This window comes from Polaribacter gangjinensis, from assembly GCF_038024125.1.
Lineage (GTDB): Bacteria > Bacteroidota > Bacteroidia > Flavobacteriales > Flavobacteriaceae > Polaribacter > Polaribacter gangjinensis.
In genome coordinates, this window is the sequence record NZ_CP150662.1 from 2,453,151 (window position 1) to 2,472,564 (window position 19,414).

Genomic DNA, 19,414 nt, shown 5'->3' on the forward strand with positions numbered 1-19,414 from the left:
AAATCAAACATAAAAAAAGCCTTATAAATTATTTATCAGGCTTTTTTTATGTTCATTTCAATTATCCCAAAAATGGATATTTATAATCTTCGGGCGTTACAAAGGTTTCTTTGATCAATCTAACAGACGTCCAACGTAATAAGTTTTGTGCTGAACCAGCTTTGTCATTGGTTCCTGAAGCTCTTGCGCCACCAAAAGGTTGTTGGCCTACAACAGCACCTGTTGGTTTGTCATTGATGTAAAAATTCCCAGCAGCATTTTCTAATGCTTTGGATGCTTTTTCAACAATGTATCTGTCTGTTGAAAAAATGGCTCCTGTTAAGGCATATTCTGTAGATTCATCTACCAATTTTAAAGAATGCTCCCATTCCGCATCTTCATATATATAAACAGTCATTACAGGTCCAAAAAGTTCGGTTGTCATGGTTGGATATGTGGGAGATTTTGCAACAATTACAGTAGGTTGAATAAAATACCCTTTTGATTTGTCGTAATTTCCACCAATGATAATTTCAGCATCAGAAGCTGTTTTAGCTGCGTCAATATAACTTGCAATTTTATCAAAAGAACCTTCGTGAATTACCGCATTTACAAAGTTTGATGGATCTTCAGGAGAACCCATTTTTAATTCGTTGGTTTGCGCTATCAAGTGTTTTTTTACATCACTCCAAAGAGAACTTGGAATGTAGGCTCTTGATGCAGCAGAACATTTTTGACCTTGGTATTCAAAAGCACCTCTTGTAATGGCAGTTGCCACTTGCAATGGATTTGCAGAATTATGCGCCCAAATAAAATCTTTTCCTCCAGTTTCGCCCACAATTCTTGGATAGGTTTTATAAGTATGAATGTTGTTTCCTATTTGTTTCCATAAGTTTTTGAAAACTGTTGTAGAACCTGTAAAATGCAATCCTGCAAAATCTGGAGAAGCCAAAATAGTATCTGTAATCATCTCAGGATCACCATAAATCACATTGATAACGCCATCAGGCAAACCAGCTTCTTTGAATAAATCTACAATTACTTGCGCTGAATATGCTTGATGATCAGAAGGTTTCCAAACAACCACATTTCCCATCAAGGCTGCTGATGCTGGTAAATTTGCAGCAATAGACGTAAAGTTAAAAGGTGTAATTGCATATACAAAACCTTCTAAAGGTCTGTATTCAACTCGGTTCCAAATTCCTGGTGCAGAAGCTGGTTGATCTTTGAAAATATCAATCATATATTCTACATTGAAACGGAAAAAGTCAATCATTTCGCAAGCTGCATCAATTTCTGCTTGATGTACATTTTTAGATTGCGCAATCATAGTTGCCGCATTCATTTTGTTTCTATAAGGTCCTGCTAACAATTCAGCGGCTTTTAAGAAAATAGCAGCGCGCTCCATCCAAGAAACTGATGACCAAGCTTGTCTTGCAGCCAAAGCTGTTGCAATAGCTTCATCAACATGGCTTTTTTCAGCCAAATGAAATTGTCCTACAACATGCTGATGATCATGAGGAGGTCTTATTTTTTTTGTATTTCCTGTTCTTACTTCTTTTCCATTGATATGCATAGGCACATCAATCGTGGTTGCAAACATTTTTTTGTAAGTAGCTAGTAAATCTTCTCTTTCTTTTGAACCAGGAGCATAGCTTTTTACAGGTTCGTTTACAGCTTTTGGAACATTAAAAAATCCTCTTGTCATTTTGTATGTTTTTAAGTTTTATTCGACAAATATTGATGTGGTAAAGGTACAATTTTTATCAAGCATTTTTGTACTTTTCCAAGCCAAATTATATTGATTTTATGTGCACAGTAAGTTTTTTGCCTTTGGATACTAACGATTTTATTTTGACATCCAATCGTGATGAAACACCGTTGCGAAAAACAATTGCTCCTGATTTTTATATAGAAAATAATGCAACTTTATTATATCCAAAAGATGCTTTTGCAGGTGGAACTTGGATTGGTGCAAGCAATCAAAAAAGATTGATTTGCCTTTTGAATGGTGCTTTTGAAAAACACCAACGAAAAGCATTTTATAGAAAAAGTAGGGGAATTATTGTTACAGAATTGTTGGCTGTTGAAGATGCAGTTTCAGAAATTCAGCAAACTAATTTTATAGATATTGAGCCTTTTACATTAGTTTTAATTGACTTTAAAAATGGATTAAAAATATATGAATTGGTTTGGGATGGTGAAGAAAAACATTTTCAGCAATTAGAAAATACACCTAAAATTTGGTCTTCAGCTACTTTGTATAATGAAGATATGAAACTAGAAAGGCAGTCTTGGTTTGCAGATTGGTTACAAGAAAACAAGGTTTTTTCGCAAGATAAAATTTTGGCATTTCATAAAGATGCATCTAAAGGAACTAAAGAAACTGCCATAAAAATGAAACGAACTTTTGTGGAAACTGTGAGTATTACTTCCATCAAAAAAACAACCGAAAATGTTGAGATTTTATATGAAGATTTTTTGCAAAATACAGTTACGCTAAAGCAAATGACACTATTGACAAAATAACCATTCCTATAGAGGCTACCACTGAAAATGAAAGATTTACCAATAAAAATTTAAGAAAAGTTTTGGAATTGCTTTGCTGGTAAAATTTTTTCATTGCAATTAACAAATAGATTAAAAAGAGGACTAAAAAAATCCATACTTGAGGTTGAAAATTGAATAGTTTCAATATAAAAACAATAGAAAAAATCATGAAGAAAACTGTTTGTGAATGAAAGACAAATATTAAATGATCAACATAGGTAAATCTTCTTCGGATGTAAAAAAACTTCAAGAATAATGTGAAAAATGGTAACATGATAAACAAAGCAATGGAACCATAAGATAATAATTGACTTACAAATTGCCTTTGACTATCCTTGTTTTTACTTATTTTTAGTAAGGTTTCTGCACGAGTATATAAAAATCTATTTGTGAAATTTTTTTCTAATTTCAAGGAATCTAAAGCAGCATCCATTTTGATATCTGGATGTTTTTCTAAAAATAAATTGATCCTTTCAATTTTTTCAATTCCGTTAAGATTTAATCTAATCGCAGCTTCATTTGTTGGTTTATTCTTGTTTTTTTCTATTTCATTTAAAACTTCTTTTTTAGTGTTTTCGGGAATTGGAATTATTGCTTTGTCCATTTTATCAGACACTATTTTTTTAACAGAATCAATTTCTTTTTTTGAAAGATTTTCATTGGTGTTTTTTTCATCATCAATAGTTAAATCAACAATTTCAGTTGAAGTTCCTTTTGATAATTCCTCATATTTTGCTTTGGTCATAGACAATCCAACCAACAAGAAAAAGATAATGGAGACCGCTAAATAAAAACGAAAAGGATTTGTGTAACGCTGTCTTTTTCCATCAATATAATCTCTTGATACTTTTCCAGGGCTTGTTAAAAGCGGAATGAGTGTTCTCCAAAAAGTAGCATCAAAATTGAAAAATCCATTGAAAATTTCATGAATGAAACTTTTAAAAGTAATTCGTGTTCCTTTATTCGCCTGTCCACATTCAGGGCAAAAATTTTCGTGTCCACTAAATGGATGTCCACAATTTAAACAAGCAGCATCATGAATTTTTACTGCCGTATTTTTTCTTTTTACTAGTTTGATAACGTTGGAATTATAAGTTGAAATGTTGGAATATACACTTTAAACAATTCTAGTGTATGTAAATCAATCATGGTATAGTAACCATTCATTGCCCCAATTGTTGATTCTAAAAAACAACCCGAACTGTATGCATAAGACTCACCTGGATTTAGAATTGGTGTTTGACCAATTACGCCCTCGCCAGTTACAATTTCAATTTTTTGTAAAGAATCATAAATGTTCCAATAGCGTTCTTTGAGTTGAACAGTTTGAGTAGAATTATTTTGAATGGTTATATGATAAGCAAAAATGTAATACAAGCGGTTATTTCTGTAACTAGCACCATTGTAATCGGTACTTACAGAAATTTTAATTCCTTTTGTAATTTGCTCTACCATAACAGTAAATATAGTTTTTTTATCGCAAAAAACAAGTTTTTTTTCGTTACCTGTTTTGACTGAAACTACTCATGCCCACACCAACAACTCTGTCATACAATGCCCCAAAAGCTTTGAAATAAAACAACACTTTGTATTCATTTTCAGTTTCAAAAAACGATCCCATAATTTCATTTTTATCAATGACATTATTTTTGTCAACCGTTACAAAAGAGTAATTGTAAAACCCTTGTTTTAGAAGGATATTGCCAACATAACTATTGGTATTCGGATTGTAAAATAATTTGTTTTCTTCTTCTATTTCAAAATTATTAAACGCACCATAAACATAGATGTCTTTATCTGCAAATGGTTCTTCGGACAGTAATGTAAAGTGCATCATGGCATAATCTGCCTCAGTTGCTGCATCACTACCTTCTAGAGTTCTAATCGCAAATTGACCATTGATATCAGGATTGTACCTGTAGGTTTTAAAAGTTTTTACATCATTTGGATATAAATAATGATGAAAAATATCTTTTCTTTCAACTTTCACCACATTCAAACTATTATTTCGGATGATTTTAGTGTCGAAATTTAAATATTCATTTCCGCCCCAAAAATTCGTATTGTTATTATAGGAATAGCGCAATACATTTTGTTGAAAAAAAGTAGGTTGCAAACCAGTAATTGTTTCGTTCCAATTTTCGTTTTTTAGGATGACCACATGTACTTCTTGAGAAGGATTGTTGATGCGTAACTTTGGATGACTTACCACAAATTCAACTGTTTGCTGCGTTTGCAATGCTTTTGCATTTCTACTTCTTGATACATTTACACCAACCGTAACTTCATTTTCATACAACACAAATCGTCTTGTAAAAACAACTTCATCATCATCATTTAAAACCGATAACAAATAATTGCCGCTTTTGGTAATGATTGAATTTCTATTCGGAATTTGTACTGCATAATGCGTGTAATTTTGAAACGTATTAAAAGAATTGGTAATTGTATTGATGTTATTTTGATCAAAGCCATCAATATATTGACTAGAAAGCAATCTGCTTGGTTGCCAATCATGAGTCATGTGTTGAATTTTATATTGATACTCTTTGTTGTCGTTATCTAAATCATCAAATGACAATTCTAATACAGTACCTAAAGGAACAATTGCCGAAAAATTGTTTTCACCCAAAGGCCTTAATTGAATGGATTTGATATTTTGTGAAAAAAATGTTCCGCAAAATGCCAATAAAAAACTTGCAATGATTGTATGTTTCATAGCACAAATATAAGATTCATAAGTTATTGATATCAAATTTTGAACCAAAATTGTTACAATTAAAAAAACACAAAAGACTCTAATTTAGATTTATTATAAATAATAATTTTAAGAAAATTTATGCAATAAATTATTTAAAATATGATGTGTAAAGCCTTAAATTTGCATGATTTTTTTAGATAACTAAAATTCCAATTTACTATGTCAAAAGACATTCGTATTAAAAAAGGCTTAGACATTAAGCTTGTTGGTGTTGCAGAAAAGACAACTACTCAATCTTCTTTAAGTAGTGTTTATGCAATAAAACCAGAAGATTTTCACGGAATTACACCCAAATTAATTGCCAGAGAAGGCGCAAAAGTAAAAGCTGGAGAAGCACTTTTTCATTCAAAAAGTGATGAACGCATTTTATTTCCAAGTCCTGTTTCTGGAACAATAACTGAGGTAATTCGCGGAGAAAGAAGAAAAGTATTGACAGTTAAAATTGCTGCAGATACACAACAAGATTATAAAGATTTTGGTGTAAAAGATGCCTCAAAAATGTCTGGAGAAGAAGTGAAAAACCATCTTTTTACAGCGGGTTGTTGGCCATTTATCAAACAGCGTCCTTATGATGTTGTGGCAAATCCAAATCAAGCTCCGAAAGCGATTTTTATTTCTGCATACGCAAGTGCGCCTTTAGCTGCTGATTTAGATTATACTTTAGCAGGAAAAGAAGTGGAATTGCAAGCAGCAATTACAGCAATATCAAAATTAACTTCTGGAAAAGTACACATCTCTGTTGGGGCTAAAAGTAATTCACCTTTTGAAAAATTATCAGGAATTGAATTACACAAAGTTTCAGGACCACATCCTTCAGGAAATGTAGGAACTCAAATCGCTAAAATTGATCCAATTAATAAAGGAGAAGTTGTTTGGGTAGTAACTCCGCAAGATTTGGTGATTATGGGTGAGTTGTTATTGACAGGTAAATTCAATGCAACAAGAGTAGTTGCCTTAACAGGATCAAGGTTTGAGAAACCTCAATACGTTACTGCAATTATTGGTGCTCAGGTGAGTCAGTTTACTTCGGGTAATTTGAATACTGACAACACAAGAATCATCTCTGGAAATGTTTTATCAGGAACAAAAATAAAAGAAACGGGTTTTTTAAGATATTATGACAATCAAATCACTGCCATTCCAGAAGGAGATGATTATGAGTTTTTTGGTTGGAATAAACCAGTCTTTGACAAGGTTTCAACTACAAGAGCATTTACGTTTTCATGGTTAAATCCAAATAAAAAATACGATTTAACTACCAATACCAATGGAGAGCACAGAGCCTTCGTGGTTACGGGTGCTTATGAAGCCGTTTTTCCTTTAGATATATATCCAATGCAATTATTAAAAGCATTTATGTATAAAGATTTAGATGAAATGGAAGCTTTAGGCGGTTATGAAGTGGCTCCTGAAGATTTTGCATTGACCGAATTTATTTGTGTGTCTAAACAGCCGCATCAAAAAATAATTCGTGAAGGTTTAGATTTAATGAGACAAGAATTAGGATAAGATTATGAGCTTAAAACAAAATTTACACAATTTAAAAGAAAAGTATAAGGGCACAAAAATGGCCCCTGCTTTTAACGCCATTCACACGTTTTTATACATGCCGAATGAAGTTACTCACGGAGGAACTCATATAAAAGCTGCAGATGATTTAAAACGTACCATGAATATGGTGATTATTTCATTGATTCCGTGTTTGTTATTTGGTATGTTCAATGCAGGATACCAACATTATGCAGCCATAGATCCATCATTAAGAGATAATGTATTGGCAAACTTTTTTACGTTTGACAATCTTTGGATTGGAATTATCAAAGTATTGCCATTAGTTATTGTTTCTTACGGAGTTGGATTGGGAGTGGAATTTATTTTCGCTATCATTAAAGGACATGAAGTTGAAGAAGGATACTTGGTAACAGGAATGTTAGTGCCATTAATTGTACCTGTTGATACACCACTTTGGATGTTAGCAGTAGCAGTAGTATTTGGAGTTGTAATTGGAAAAGAAGTTTTTGGAGGAACAGGAATGAACATTTTAAATCCTGCCTTAACCATTAGAGCCTTTTTGTTTTTTGCGTATCCAACTTGGATGTCAGGAGATAAAGTTTGGGTTTATGATGCTGTAAATAGAGCAGGAACTGCAGATGCTATTTCAGGAGAAACTATCTTGGGTAGTTATGCTCAAAATCAAGAAGTTATCTACTCTAATTGGGATAAATTCATGGGATTCATTCCTGGTTCTGTTGGAGAAACATCAACTTTTTTAATCCTTTTAGGAGCCGCGTTCTTAATTTTCACAAAAATTGGAAGTTGGAGAATTATTGTATCTACCTTTTTAGGAGCTGCAGTAATGGGTATGATTTTTAATCAAGTAGTTGCAGCAGATATCATTACTTCTTCTAGTAAATTTTACGGATTGATGAGCACTGCTTGGTGGGAACATTTAATGATAGGTGGTTTGGCTTTTGGAGCCGTTTATATGGCAACTGATCCAGTAACTGCCTCACAAACAAACAAAGGAAAATGGATTTATGGATTTTTAATCGGATTTATTTCAATAATGATTCGTGTATTTAACCCAGCTTATCCAGAAGGAGTATTCTTAGCCATTTTATTAATGAACGTTTTTGCTCCGACAATCGATCATTATGTAGTGCAAGGAAACGTAAAAAACAGATTGAAACGTGCTAAAGTTAAAACTGCCTAATCATGAGTAAGAGAACAGATAGTAATTTATATACCATAATTTTCGCTGTAATAATGGTGGTCATTGTGGGATCAGTATTGGCTTATTTTGCTACGTCTTTAAAACCAAATATCGACGAAAACAAGCGAATTGAAAAACAACAAAACATCTTATATGCAATGGGTGTTAATGAAAATGATGACACTAATGCCAATTTTGTTTCTACAGCCGTTGCAGGACAAGAGTTTAACAAGTACATCAAAAAACAATTGGTCATCCAAGGAGATAATATTACCGAAGATGAAAATGCATACTTGATTGATGTAAAACAACAACAATCTTTGGCAAAAGAAGGAAAACAACGCAAATTGCCATTATTTGTAGGAGAAAAAGACGGTAAAACGTTTTATGTTGCTCCTATTTACGGAAAAGGATTGTGGGATGCCATTTGGGGATATGTAGCTATGGATGAAAATATGGTTATTCAAGGTGCGTATTTTGATCACAAAGGTGAAACTCCAGGTTTGGGAGCAAACATCAAACAACGGTTTTTTATGGATGATTTTATTGGAGAACATTTACTTACTGATTCAGGAGAATTTAAAGGAGTTACTGTTGCCAAAGGAAATAATGATCCAAAAAACGAAGAAAAATCAGATTATGAAGTAGACGCAATAGCTGGAGCAACCATTACAGGAGATGGAGTTTCTGCGATGATTAAATCGGATTTAAAATTGTATGTACCTTACTTTCAATCACTAAAAAATTAACTTATGGGACTTTTATCAAAAAAAGACGCAGCTTTACTAACAGATCCATTAGCAGATAACAACCCAATTACCATTCAGGTTTTAGGAATTTGTTCGGCGTTGGCAATTACAGCAGAACTAAAAGCATCTATTGTAATGGCGGTTTCTGTAATGTTTGTATTAGCTCTAGGAAACGTAGTGATTTCTTTAATGAGAAACATCATTCCATCAAAAATCAGAATTATTGTACAATTAGTTGTAGTAGCTGCTTTGGTAATTATAGTGGATTTGGTGCTAAAAGCATTCGCATACGAATTGAGTAAAACACTTTCTGTATTTGTTGGTTTGATCATTACAAACTGTATCATTATGGGACGTTTTGAAGCTTTTGCTTTAGGAAACAGTCCTTGGAGATCTTTTTTAGACGGAATTGGAAATGCAGCAGGTTATGGAGTTATCCTTATAATTGTTGGATTTTTTAGAGAATTATTAGGCTCTGGAACGTTGTTAGGTTTTAAAGTTTTAGGAGATCCTATCGAAAAAACAGGATTGTATGCAATTGGTTATGAAAACAACGGATTTATGTTGCTATCACCAATGGCATTAATTGTTTTAGGAGTAATTATCTGGATTCAACGTTCAAGAAACAAAGCATTAATTGAAGAACATTAAATAATACATACAGTAATCAGTTTCAGTTTACAGTCCATTTTACTGAAAACTGAAAACCGAAAACTGAAAACTAAAAATTATGGAACACGTAGAATTATTTTTTAAATCGATATTTATAGACAACATGGTTTTTGCCACGTTCTTAGGAATGTGTTCATACCTAGCTGTTTCTAAAAAGGTATCTACAGCTGTAGGATTAGGAGCTGCTGTAATTTTCGTATTAGCAGTAACAGTTCCTTTAAACTGGTTGTTAGATCAGTACATTTTAAAAGAAGGAGCTTTGGTTTGGTTAGGACCTGAGTTTGCTAGCTATGATTTGAGTTTCTTGTCATTTATCATGTTTATTGCAACCATTGCAACCATGGTTCAATTGGTAGAAATTATTGTAGAGAAATTTTCACCAGCATTATACAATTCATTAGGTATTTTCTTACCGTTAATTGCAGTAAACTGTGCCATTTTAGGAGGAAGTTTATTCATGCAATCTCGTGAAATTCCTACTTTAGGATTGGCGTTGACGTATGGAGTTGGTTCAGGAATTGGTTGGTTTTTAGCCATTTTAGCGATTGCAGCTATTCGTGAAAAAATAAGATATTCAAGTGTTCCACCTGCTTTGCGAGGATTAGGAATTACATTTATCATAACTGGATTAATGGCTATCGGTTTTATGAGTTTTGGAGGAATGTTGACAGGAGGTGATGAAAAACCAGCAGAAAAACCAGCTGTAGAAGCAGTTATTAAAAAGCAAGAAATTAAAAAAGAAGACACGAAAGAAATCGTAGCTAAAAACACAACTTTAAACGAATAGTAGCATGATATTAGCAACAGGCATCACAGGAACTATTTTTGCGACAGTAGCAGCTTTTTTAATCATATCATTGATTTTAATTGCATTGTTATTGTTTGTAAAACAAAAATTATCACCTTCAGGTCCAGTAACGATAACCATTAATGGTGAGAAAAAAATTGAAGTTGCATCAGGAAGTACTCTTTTAACAACTTTAGGAAACGAAAAAATATTTTTACCATCTGCTTGTGGTGGAGGTGGATCTTGCATTCAATGTGAGTGCCACGTTTTAGAAGGTGGAGGTGAAGCTCTGCCTACTGAGATTCCGCATTTTACCAAAAAAGAATTGAAAGCAGGAGCACGTTTGGCATGTCAAGTAAAAGTAAAACAAGACATGAACATTTCAATTCCGGAAGAAGTATTTGGAATTAAAAAATGGGAAGGAACTGTTGTTAGAAATTATAACGTAGCTTCATTCATCAAAGAATTTGTGGTAGAAATTCCTGAAGATATGGGGTACAAAGCAGGAGGTTACATTCAAATTGAAATTCCACAATGTGAAATAAAATATTCAGATATTGATATTACTGCACACCCAGAAGAGCATGAAACTCCTGATAAATTCCAAGCAGAATGGGATAAATTTGGTTTGTGGTCATTAGTTATGAAAAATAATGAAACTGTAGAACGTGCTTATTCTATGGCTTCTTTCCCTGCTGAAGGAAGAGAAATCATGTTGAATGTTCGTATTGCAACTCCGCCTTGGGATAGAGCTAAAAACGGTTGGATGGATGTAAATCCAGGAGTAGCATCATCATACATTTTTTCAAGAAAGAAAGGCGATAAAGTTACGATCTCAGGACCTTATGGAGAGTTTTTCATTAATGAATCAGATGCTGAAATGTTATACGTTGGTGGTGGTGCAGGTATGGCTCCAATGCGTTCTCATTTATATCATTTATTTAAAACCTTAAAAACAGGTAGAAAAGTAACTTATTGGTATGGAGGTCGTTCTAAAAGAGAATTGTTTTATATAGACCATTTTAAATCTTTAGAAAGAGATTTTCCAAATTTCAAATTCTATTTAGCGTTGTCTGAGCCTTTACCAGAAGATAATTGGAAAGTTAAAAAAGACATTAATGATGAAGGAGATGGATTTGTTGGATTTATTCATAATTGTGTAATTGACAATTATTTGAGTAAACACGATTCTCCAGAAGATATTGAATTGTATTTCTGTGGTCCACCATTGATGAACAAAGCTGTTCAAAAAATGGGTGAAGACTTTGGAATTCCAGATGAAAATATTCGTTTCGACGATTTTGGAGGATAATAATGTATCCAAAATATATTTAAAAAAAGCGGTTTAAGAATTTCTTAAACCGCTTTTTTTATGCTAAAAATGTATCTAAATGATACACAGGTTGCCCGTTTTCTTGTTCAAAAAGTTTTGAATAATCCATAACATTATCAATATTATCAAGTTTACAAAGCAAGGCAACTACTGCCACTAATCCATCAAACAAAACCTCTTTTGAAGTAGGGTTAGAAGGTCTTTTATTGTAATGACACAAAGGCGTTTTAAACCCGCAAGCTTCTAAGAAAACCTTTTCAATCTGTAAGATTTCAGAAGGAGCATAGCCATTAAATTTTCTTCCTAGATTTTCATGAACTCTACCAACATAACTCAATTGTAAGGAACCATGCCCATTTGTAAGATGTTTCCAACTGTCATGATTGTCTAAAATATTGCCAACAGCACACGCTTTACAATCCTCAGGATTCAATAAATTTTGATGATATGCATTGTATAATTTCATAAGTGCTTGCTCTAATCTTTTCGTTGTTTTCATCTCCTATATATTTTTCTCTAAATTACTAAAAACGATTCAAAAATCAAATCTTGAAATTGGAATCATCATATTTAGAATTATATTAAATTAAGAGTTCACTACATTTTTTTGTGAATTGATTAAATTGTATTTTTGAAACTCGAAATCATCAGAATGAAGAAGATTCAAAAAATATTAGAGAAGCAAAAATATATCAAAGTAAAATTGAAGAATATCGCTACCAATCATCTAGAATTGAAGGCGAAAATCAATGATATTAAAGGACGATTTATTTTAGATACGGGTGCTTCAAACTCTTGTGTAGGAGTTAATTTTATTGAATTCTTTAAATTGGATGCTACTCAAAGTGATACCAAAGCTGCTGGAGCAGGAGCTATTGATATGGAAACACAAGAATCAAAAAATAATTTCCTAAAAATTGGTGATTGGAAAACCAATAACTGTCATTTGGTATTGTTCAATTTATCGCATGTAAATACGGCACTTGTACAACACAATGCGAATGAAGTTCACGGAATTATTGGGGCAGATATTTTACGCCAAGGAAAAGCATTTATAGACTATAACAAAAATATGTTGTATCTAAAAAAAATAAAAAAAAATAAACATAAAAACGATTGAATATGAGTTTGCAAGTACAAGTTATGGACAAAATGAAAGAAGCAATGAAAGCAAAAGACACTGTTGCTTTACAAGCTTTAAGAGCGGTAAAATCGGCATTTTTATTGGCGAAAACAGAGGCAGGAGCTCAATCAGATTTGACAGAAGAACAAGAAATAAAAATCATCCAAAAACAAGTAAAACAACGTAAAGATAGTGTTGCCATTTTTTTACAACAAGGAAGAGAGGATTTAGCTACTCCTGAATTACAAGAAATAGCCATTTTAGAGCAATTTTTACCAAAAGCACTTTCAGAAGATGAAGTAGCAGCTGTTGTCATAGAAACAATTACAAGTCTTGGAGCCTCAGGAATGCAAGATATGGGTAAAGTGATGGGTGTAGTATCCAAAAAATTAGCAGGGCAGGCAGATGGAAAAATGATTGCTGATTTGGTTAAAAAGCACTTATTGTAATCATTAATTTTGGCCCCATAGTTCAACTGGATAGAATATCAGATTTCGGCTCTGACTGTTGAAGGTTCGAATCCTTCTGGGGTCACAAAAAAGCCCGCAATTTAAAAAGTTGCGGGCTTTTATTTTAAAAGAGGATATTGTATTGTAATTTTTTTTAAGTATTATCAATGAATTAGAAACTTCTTTGAAAAATATTTACCTGATGATTTTTCAATTAAGATATATAAACCATGAGAAAGATGATCAACATTTATTGAATTACCATTAAGAAAGTTTTTTAAATTTATAACTTTAGTTCCTAGTATATTATAAATTTCAATATTTAGATTTTCAAAATCAGAAAAATCTATCTTTAATTTTTTATTGGCTTTGTCGTAAAAAATTTTAAAATCTTTGGTATTCATTTCTTGAATATTTAATGTATATTCTGAGTCCCAAGAGCCTGCGTCATTTCCGTCTGAGCCAAAATCAATAGGACTATCAACACCTGTTTCGACAACATCATAAATTACTTTTCCTATTGAACTATCGAAACGTAAATTAGAAGCATTTAAATCTGCTTCAATTTTTGATGTAGAGAAAGTATCATTTGAACCTAGTAAAGGCACAATTTTTCTTGTCAATGAATTTACTAAATTTAATTCAACACTTGCAGATAACCCTATATCAGAATTTGCAGTAGTAGCAGTATTGCCATAAATTAAACAATTCTCAATTGTTAATGGCCTTGTTCCCTCAATTAAAATACCACCACCTTTTGATTGATTAACTCCTCCTGTAAAACTATTTTTAAAAAAAGTTGAATTTGTAATGCTACTTTCTGCATTATTACCAAGCAAACATAAAGCACCACCTTTTGATGTTGCAGAATTTTCTACAAAAGTTGATTGGCTTAGTGTGATTTTTCTTCCATTTGTAGTTGTGAAAATAGCGCCACCTTCAGTGGCCTTGTTTCCTTTAAACAAGGAATTTATAATGGTTAAATCTCCTGTACCAGAAGCATAAATTGCACCGCCATTATTAGAAGTTGTATTGTTTAAAAAGCTGCATTTATCAAAAAATAAATTAGCATCAACAGTTACGTTTACAATAGCTCCTTGAATATCAGACACTATATCTTTAAATGTAATATTGGTAAATGTAATTGTTTTTCCACTAGTTGAAATGTTATACATTCTTTTAATACCAACTGGCTTTAGAACAGCATCAGCTCTTCCTTCTATCGAAAGTGATTTGTCTAAAATAACTTCATTATATTGATTAACGGATCCAATAATTACAATTTTATCACCTTCTGATGCAGCACTTACTGCATGACTAATTGTGAAAAAAGCATTGTCTTCACTTAATCCACTATTGGTATTTAATCCAGTAGCTTTAACAAAATATGTTGTTTGTAATTTGAAATCGCTTGTTTGAACAGTATTTGATGCAGGAGAGGTACCAATTGAATTTTTAGCTTTTACTCTGTAATAATAGTTGCCTTGTTGCAAATTTGTATCTGTGTACGTTTCAGTATTTGCTGGCAGTGTTGCTATTGTTTGAAAATTAACTCCATCTAATGATCGTTCTAAAATGTAATTGGTTTCTTCAATAGAAATATCATGCCAAGTAAGCTCTACAAATTTTTCTGTTTCGGAAAATTTATAATTATTTACAACTAATTTCCCAGGAGAATCAGGCAGTATGCCAAATGTTTTTCTATCGTTTAATTGAGCCTTGTAGAGAGAGGTTATTTTTAAATTTCTTCCAGTTCCTTCAATATAGCCTGCAGGTTTTAAAAAAGGACCATTTGCATTTACATAAGCAGCTATACAGCCAATAGCATAATTCTGTCCAATCGGTGGTTTTTGAACTACAATTTTATTTGCAGGTGCATCAATATTCCAAGCAACACCATTAGTTAATGTCCAGCCATGACCAGTTCCATAATCACCTCTATTGTGTAAACCTAAAATAAAACCGGCTCTTGTGTTTCTCCAAGAAATATTATCAAAAAGCATTCCTTGACCCCATCGTCTATGAGACTCAGAACTAGTATAGTCTCCTGTAGAAGAACAATTTGTAAAAACGATGCCATTTACATCACTTGCTCCATTCGCCACAAATGAATGTCTGCCATCTGATGCTGTACAATTATCAAAAAGAATATTATTACAGTGATCTTCAACATTAAAATTATATCTCCACCCTCCAGAAATTGGGCCATGCACTTCTAAAACTTTCGTATTTACTACTGAACAACGAGTTGCCTCATCAAATTTAACTCCAGAAAAACTCATTCTTAGCGCAGTAACATTTTTTACCCAAGAATTATCTACACCTACCATATTAATGCATATTTTAATATGATTTCTACTTGTAACTCCTGATGATTCGACAAAAATTCGTAAGTTTTCTATTCCACATTCTTTAATTTGACTAGTTCCTTGAAATTTATAAACATAAGATTGAGATAGCGATCTATCTAATACGTCATAAATTGGAGTTGCTACTTGAATTTTATTTCCATCAATTTTTGTGATATGCCTATTAAAAACCAAATCTATTTCACCAGGCATCCAAGGACTGTCTGAACCAACTCCCCCATTTTCAATTACTTCTAACCATTTTGTTGTGCTTGGGTGTTTAATTATGATATTGTCTCCAACATTGAATACAGATGCGTCAGTAACTTCAAAAGTTCTACTTCCTGCAGGTATGTATGGGCTTGTAATATCTTTTCTAGTTCCAGCAACTTCTGCTCTAAAACCACTTTTATTATTAGTTCCTATGGTTATTAATGTTCTTTCAGAAGGTGTATTTCCAACGCCAATAAGAATTGTGTTTGATGATGGGTCTTGCCCATCTCCAGAACCACGAAGAACCACTCCACTTTTATTTATGGTTAATACTCCATTAATCCTATATTCTCCGGGTAATAAAAGCAAAGTACCTCTATGTCCGTTAGCATTTAATGGCAATGCTCCTACCTCATTAATTGCAGCCTGAATATGCGCTGTATTATCGCCAGCAATTGGGCTTATTTGTTTAACAACTGCTACATTGGGTAATGCTGCTTCCCCATTTTTATAGCCTGCAAAACTAAAGTCAGGAATATGGTTGCCGTCTTTGTCAGAGACATATACCAATTGATTCGCATTGTTGTGAAATAGAATTGAAGACTCATATTGAGCCTGTATTAAATTAGAAACTAACAAAAGTAAATAAATTGAAAAAGTATTTACATAATTCACTCTTTTCATAAATTACAAATTATAATATAATTAAACTTTATTGGTTTAGTAATTCTTTTAACCTTTCAAATAGCAAATAAATACTCAATTATTAATTTTACCTTAATTAATAATTAATATCAAAAAATTAAAACCATTTAGTCTTTAAATTATCTTATTTCAATTAAGGTCTAAAACTCAAAACAGATAATATAAAATACGTATGTAATTTCTTATTTAAGGCGTAAATTATCCTTTAAAAGCATAATTAATAAAACATATAAATTTCAAAAATTAAAAGAAGCAACAAAACAAAAAATATATTTACTCTTGAATATTGAATAAATACTTTTTTTAAAAGTTCTCTTTAGTTTTCAAAATTTAAATATTTTATGCTACCCTATTTCTTTATATATTTGCTAAAATTATCTTAAAATAGCTATTTGAAAATTTAAAAAGTTATTTAATAATTATGCTTAATTTTCATTTAAATTGAATAAAAAATACTTTAGTTTATTAATTCTTTTCTTTTTTTTTCAACTTCCTTTTTTTGCTCAAGAATATGGGCTAAAATTTAAGGGGCAATCCTTTTTATTAGACGAAAGAACAGAACTAAATTTAACACCAAACGATTTTTTTACACCAAACACTAATTTTAAAATTTCATTTGAAATTAAAATTGATAACAGTAAAAATATTGGATCTTTTGGTTATGTGTTTAGAATTATAAGTAAAGACAATAAAAATATTGATCTTCTATTAAGTAATTTTCCTTTTAAAAAAGAATTTACACTTTTAGTTGACAATATAAAGACACTCATTTCTCTTGATAAATCAAAACTTACCAATGATAGTTGGGCTAAGATAGAGATTAGTTTTTTGTTTTCTGAAAATAAAATAATTTTTAAGTTAGATGATTTAGCCCCTATTCAAAAGAAACTTTCTTTTAAAAAAACGGATCAGTTTAAATTATTTTTTGGTGCTAATACCTATAAAGAATTTGCAAATAAGGACGTTCCAGAAATGCAAATTAGAGATATTAAAATTTATAAAAACAACAAACTAAACAATCATTTTCCTCTAAAACAATGTGGTAGTAAAACTACTATTGATATTGTAGGTAATGGAGAGGCTCAAGTTATCAATCCAGAATGGTTATTATGTAAACATCAAAAATGGAATTTAGATTTTTCTTCAGAAACTGATGGTACACAATTAGTTACTGCCAATGAAAAAGAAGAATTACTATATTTAGTTAATAATACTTCCTTATTAATATATTCCATAGAAAACCAGACAATTAAAAAAATACTCTTTAAAAAACCAATAAATTTAACTTCGGATTATCGATTAGTTTACAATACCAATGACCAAAAAATATATTGTTACCTGAGTGAAAAACAACTTTTGGCAGTTTTAGACCCAATTTCTGGAGAATGGACTAATGATGGTATTTTTGATATTGGACCTAGTAAAAAAATTTATACCATGCACAATAGCATTTTTACTAAAGATGAAAATGCCATTTATATGATCGGTGGTTATGGTCAGTTTAAATATTTTGATGATGTATTTAAACTCGATTTACATACACAAAAATGGGAAAAACGCATATTAAAAGATAGTACTTTTAAACCAAGATATTTAGCAGGAAGTGATATATTAGGTGATACTATTTACATATTAGGTGGATATGGCAGTCCAACAGGTAGTCAATTAATGAGCCCTAAAAGTTATTTTGATTTTGTAGCATATAATATAAAAACCAATGCTTTCAAGATAAAGTTTGAAATAAAAAAACATGTTCATGACATGGTAGTTGCCAATAGAATTTGGATCAATAAAAACAATAAAGACTACTACGCACTAACTTACGATAAAATAAAATTTGAAGGCTACTTAAAATTATTGAAAGGAAATTTAAATTCTAAAGAATCATCCTATGTTGGTGATTCTATCCCATACAAATTCTTAGATATTAAGTCTTTTTCAAATATGTATTATATGCCAAAATCAAAAAAATTGGTAGTTTATAATTCTTATTTCAATAAAAAGGAAATATCAGAATTTACTATTTATTCGATTTCTTTCCCTGTAATTCCAATAACAAAAAACAACACAAAACCCGTAAATTTATTATTTTGGTATGTGTCAATTTTTGGAATCATTGGAATTCTTGGAATAGGATCATTTATATATTTCAAAATAATTAGAAAAACTAAAAGTCAAAACTCAAATAGTCCATTTATCGAAACAAAAACCAATGATGTTGAGGAAGAAGAAGAGGAGGTTATTGAATTCAATACTTCTACTAAAAAGCCAAATTATCAAATTATTTTCTTTGGAGGATTTCAAGTTTTTGATTCAAATCAGGTCGATATAACCAGTAAGTTTTCACCACTATTAAAAGAAATGTTTCTGTTAATATGGTTGTACACTTTTAAAAATAATAAAGGAATTTCATCAGAAAAATTAATTGAAATTTTATGGTTTGATAAATCATCAAGAAGAGCACAAAACAATAGATCCGTAAACTTAACTAAATTAAAAGGGTTACTTAATCAGATAGGTGGTTGTAGTCTTAGTAAAGAAACTGGTTACTGGAAAATTGAACATGATCATGAGTTATTAAAAACCGATTATTTTGAGTTTTACAAAATCACTGAAAATAAAAAAGAAATCAATTATAAGCGCATAAAAAGATTGATTGAAATAGCAACAAAAGGACAATTTTTATTGAATGTAAATGTTGATTGGTTAGAACCATTTAAAGAAGCAACTACAGATAAAATTATAAATACATTAGTGACTTTTGCTGAATCTTTTGATATCAAAAGCGACCCTGATTTTATTTTAAATTTAGCAGATTGTGTATTGAATTTTGATACTATCAATGAAGAGGCTGTTAAATTTAAATGCAAAGCATATAGTTATAAAGGCAATCATAGTTTGGCTTTGAGTACCTTTAAAAAATTTCAGAAAGAATATAAATATTTATACGCTCAAGACTATCCACTAGGGTTTAATAAAATATTAGAAAGCTAATTTTATATATTTTAAATTTCCATTAATCTTTTTTTAAG

General features: G+C 31.3%; 16 protein-coding genes, 1 tRNA gene and 1 pseudogene. 11 read left to right on the forward strand and 7 right to left on the reverse strand.

Annotation, left to right across the window (positions count from 1 at the left end; genetic code table 11):
* Positions 1 to 61 precede the first annotated feature (61 nt).
* The gene (pruA, locus tag WHA43_RS10805; protein ID WP_105047055.1) at positions 62 to 1,687 is read right to left on the reverse strand and encodes an L-glutamate gamma-semialdehyde dehydrogenase; all 1,626 of its coding nucleotides are present in this window, start codon (positions 1,685 to 1,687) and stop codon (positions 62 to 64) included.
* A gap of 101 nt (positions 1,688 to 1,788) precedes the next feature.
* Between pruA and WHA43_RS10810 the strand changes: the two genes are divergently transcribed.
* On the forward strand, positions 1,789 to 2,508 hold the full coding sequence (locus WHA43_RS10810) for an NRDE family protein (RefSeq protein ID WP_105047056.1): 720 nt from the start codon (positions 1,789 to 1,791) through the stop codon (positions 2,506 to 2,508).
* Here the strand turns inward: WHA43_RS10810 and WHA43_RS10815 are convergent.
* From WHA43_RS10815 to WHA43_RS10825, 4 genes and pseudogenes are all read right to left on the reverse strand, one after another.
* Positions 2,474 to 3,274: a hypothetical protein gene (locus WHA43_RS10815; protein WP_226742893.1), complete on the reverse strand. Its 801-nt coding sequence runs from the start codon at positions 3,272 to 3,274 to the stop codon at positions 2,474 to 2,476. The two genes, WHA43_RS10810 and WHA43_RS10815, sit on opposite strands and share 35 nt — an antisense overlap.
* A 30-nt stretch (positions 3,275 to 3,304) precedes the next feature.
* Positions 3,305 to 3,631 (reverse strand): annotated as a pseudogene (locus WHA43_RS12960) (DUF3667 domain-containing protein); the annotation flags it as partial.
* The gene (gene apaG, locus WHA43_RS10820) at positions 3,598 to 3,984 is read right to left on the reverse strand and encodes a Co2+/Mg2+ efflux protein ApaG (protein WP_105047057.1); all 387 of its coding nucleotides are present in this window, start codon (positions 3,982 to 3,984) and stop codon (positions 3,598 to 3,600) included. The pseudogene WHA43_RS12960 and the gene apaG, both read right to left, overlap by 34 nt.
* A 46-nt stretch (positions 3,985 to 4,030) precedes the next feature.
* Positions 4,031 to 5,248 (reverse strand): DUF5103 domain-containing protein, encoded by a 1,218-nt coding sequence (locus WHA43_RS10825; RefSeq protein WP_105047058.1) that lies wholly within the window; start codon positions 5,246 to 5,248, stop codon positions 4,031 to 4,033.
* A 201-nt stretch (positions 5,249 to 5,449) separates the two neighbouring features.
* Between WHA43_RS10825 and WHA43_RS10830 the strand changes: the two genes are divergently transcribed.
* From WHA43_RS10830 to nqrF, 6 genes are all read left to right on the forward strand, one after another.
* A complete protein-coding gene (locus WHA43_RS10830) occupies positions 5,450 to 6,799 on the forward strand; it encodes a Na(+)-translocating NADH-quinone reductase subunit A (RefSeq protein WP_105047059.1) in 1,350 nt (449 codons plus the stop codon).
* 4 nt (positions 6,800 to 6,803) lie between these two features.
* Positions 6,804 to 8,003: an NADH:ubiquinone reductase (Na(+)-transporting) subunit B gene (locus WHA43_RS10835; RefSeq protein ID WP_105047060.1), complete on the forward strand. Its 1,200-nt coding sequence runs from the start codon at positions 6,804 to 6,806 to the stop codon at positions 8,001 to 8,003.
* A gap of 2 nt (positions 8,004 to 8,005) precedes the next feature.
* Positions 8,006 to 8,752: a Na(+)-translocating NADH-quinone reductase subunit C gene (locus tag WHA43_RS10840; RefSeq protein ID WP_105047061.1), complete on the forward strand. Its 747-nt coding sequence runs from the start codon at positions 8,006 to 8,008 to the stop codon at positions 8,750 to 8,752.
* Positions 8,753 to 8,755: 3 nt separating this feature from the next.
* The gene (locus WHA43_RS10845) at positions 8,756 to 9,403 is read left to right on the forward strand and encodes an NADH:ubiquinone reductase (Na(+)-transporting) subunit D (RefSeq protein ID WP_105047062.1); all 648 of its coding nucleotides are present in this window, start codon (positions 8,756 to 8,758) and stop codon (positions 9,401 to 9,403) included.
* 79 nt (positions 9,404 to 9,482) lie between these two features.
* Positions 9,483 to 10,211, forward strand: a complete 729-nt coding sequence (gene nqrE, locus WHA43_RS10850; protein ID WP_105047063.1) for an NADH:ubiquinone reductase (Na(+)-transporting) subunit E — start codon at positions 9,483 to 9,485, stop codon at positions 10,209 to 10,211.
* A gap of 4 nt (positions 10,212 to 10,215) precedes the next feature.
* Positions 10,216 to 11,523 (forward strand): NADH:ubiquinone reductase (Na(+)-transporting) subunit F, encoded by a 1,308-nt coding sequence (gene nqrF / locus WHA43_RS10855; RefSeq protein WP_105047064.1) that lies wholly within the window; start codon positions 10,216 to 10,218, stop codon positions 11,521 to 11,523.
* 58 nt (positions 11,524 to 11,581) lie between these two features.
* Here nqrF and WHA43_RS10860 read toward each other — a convergent pair whose 3' ends face one another.
* Positions 11,582 to 12,043, reverse strand: coding sequence for a Na(+)-translocating NADH-quinone reductase subunit F (locus tag WHA43_RS10860; protein ID WP_105047065.1), 462 nt, complete (start codon positions 12,041 to 12,043; stop codon positions 11,582 to 11,584).
* Between the two features lie 153 nt (positions 12,044 to 12,196).
* Between WHA43_RS10860 and WHA43_RS10865 the strand changes: the two genes are divergently transcribed.
* The 3 genes from WHA43_RS10865 to WHA43_RS10875 all read left to right on the forward strand — a co-directional run bounded on the left by WHA43_RS10865 (position 12,197) and on the right by WHA43_RS10875 (position 13,201).
* Entirely contained in the window at positions 12,197 to 12,664 is a 468-nt protein-coding gene (locus WHA43_RS10865; RefSeq protein ID WP_105047066.1) for a retropepsin-like aspartic protease, read from the forward strand.
* A gap of 2 nt (positions 12,665 to 12,666) precedes the next feature.
* Positions 12,667 to 13,116: a GatB/YqeY domain-containing protein gene (locus WHA43_RS10870; RefSeq protein WP_105047067.1), complete on the forward strand. Its 450-nt coding sequence runs from the start codon at positions 12,667 to 12,669 to the stop codon at positions 13,114 to 13,116.
* An 11-nt stretch (positions 13,117 to 13,127) separates the two neighbouring features.
* Positions 13,128 to 13,201, forward strand: a tRNA-Arg gene (locus WHA43_RS10875).
* Positions 13,202 to 13,280: 79 nt separating this feature from the next.
* Here WHA43_RS10875 and WHA43_RS10880 read toward each other — a convergent pair.
* Complete coding sequence (locus tag WHA43_RS10880) at positions 13,281 to 16,361, reverse strand: T9SS type A sorting domain-containing protein (RefSeq protein WP_105047068.1); 3,081 nt, start codon at positions 16,359 to 16,361, stop codon at positions 13,281 to 13,283.
* Positions 16,362 to 16,823: 462 nt separating this feature from the next.
* Between WHA43_RS10880 and WHA43_RS10885 the strand changes: the two genes are divergently transcribed.
* Positions 16,824 to 19,376, forward strand: a complete 2,553-nt coding sequence (locus tag WHA43_RS10885; protein ID WP_226742894.1) for a hypothetical protein — start codon at positions 16,824 to 16,826, stop codon at positions 19,374 to 19,376.
* Positions 19,377 to 19,414: the final 38 nt, after the last annotated feature.

Bases quoted from the DNA above. Each gene is read 5' to 3' on its own strand.
- pruA (WP_105047055.1), bottom strand. From the start codon at position 1,687: ATGACAAGAGGATTTTTTAATGTTCCAAAAGCTGTAAACGAACCTGTA.
- WHA43_RS10810 (WP_105047056.1), top strand. From the start codon at position 1,789: ATGTGCACAGTAAGTTTTTTGCCTTTGGATACTAACGATTTTATTTTG.
- WHA43_RS10815 (WP_226742893.1), bottom strand. From the start codon at position 3,274: ATGACCAAAGCAAAATATGAGGAATTATCAAAAGGAACTTCAACTGAA.
- apaG (WP_105047057.1), bottom strand. From the start codon at position 3,984: ATGGTAGAGCAAATTACAAAAGGAATTAAAATTTCTGTAAGTACCGAT.
- WHA43_RS10825 (WP_105047058.1), bottom strand. From the start codon at position 5,248: ATGAAACATACAATCATTGCAAGTTTTTTATTGGCATTTTGCGGAACA.
- WHA43_RS10830 (WP_105047059.1), top strand. From the start codon at position 5,450: ATGTCAAAAGACATTCGTATTAAAAAAGGCTTAGACATTAAGCTTGTT.
- WHA43_RS10835 (WP_105047060.1), top strand. From the start codon at position 6,804: ATGAGCTTAAAACAAAATTTACACAATTTAAAAGAAAAGTATAAGGGC.
- WHA43_RS10840 (WP_105047061.1), top strand. From the start codon at position 8,006: ATGAGTAAGAGAACAGATAGTAATTTATATACCATAATTTTCGCTGTA.
- WHA43_RS10845 (WP_105047062.1), top strand. From the start codon at position 8,756: ATGGGACTTTTATCAAAAAAAGACGCAGCTTTACTAACAGATCCATTA.
- nqrE (WP_105047063.1), top strand. From the start codon at position 9,483: ATGGAACACGTAGAATTATTTTTTAAATCGATATTTATAGACAACATG.
- nqrF (WP_105047064.1), top strand. From the start codon at position 10,216: ATGATATTAGCAACAGGCATCACAGGAACTATTTTTGCGACAGTAGCA.
- WHA43_RS10860 (WP_105047065.1), bottom strand. From the start codon at position 12,043: ATGAAAACAACGAAAAGATTAGAGCAAGCACTTATGAAATTATACAAT.
- WHA43_RS10865 (WP_105047066.1), top strand. From the start codon at position 12,197: ATGAAGAAGATTCAAAAAATATTAGAGAAGCAAAAATATATCAAAGTA.
- WHA43_RS10870 (WP_105047067.1), top strand. From the start codon at position 12,667: ATGAGTTTGCAAGTACAAGTTATGGACAAAATGAAAGAAGCAATGAAA.
- WHA43_RS10880 (WP_105047068.1), bottom strand. From the start codon at position 16,361: ATGAAAAGAGTGAATTATGTAAATACTTTTTCAATTTATTTACTTTTG.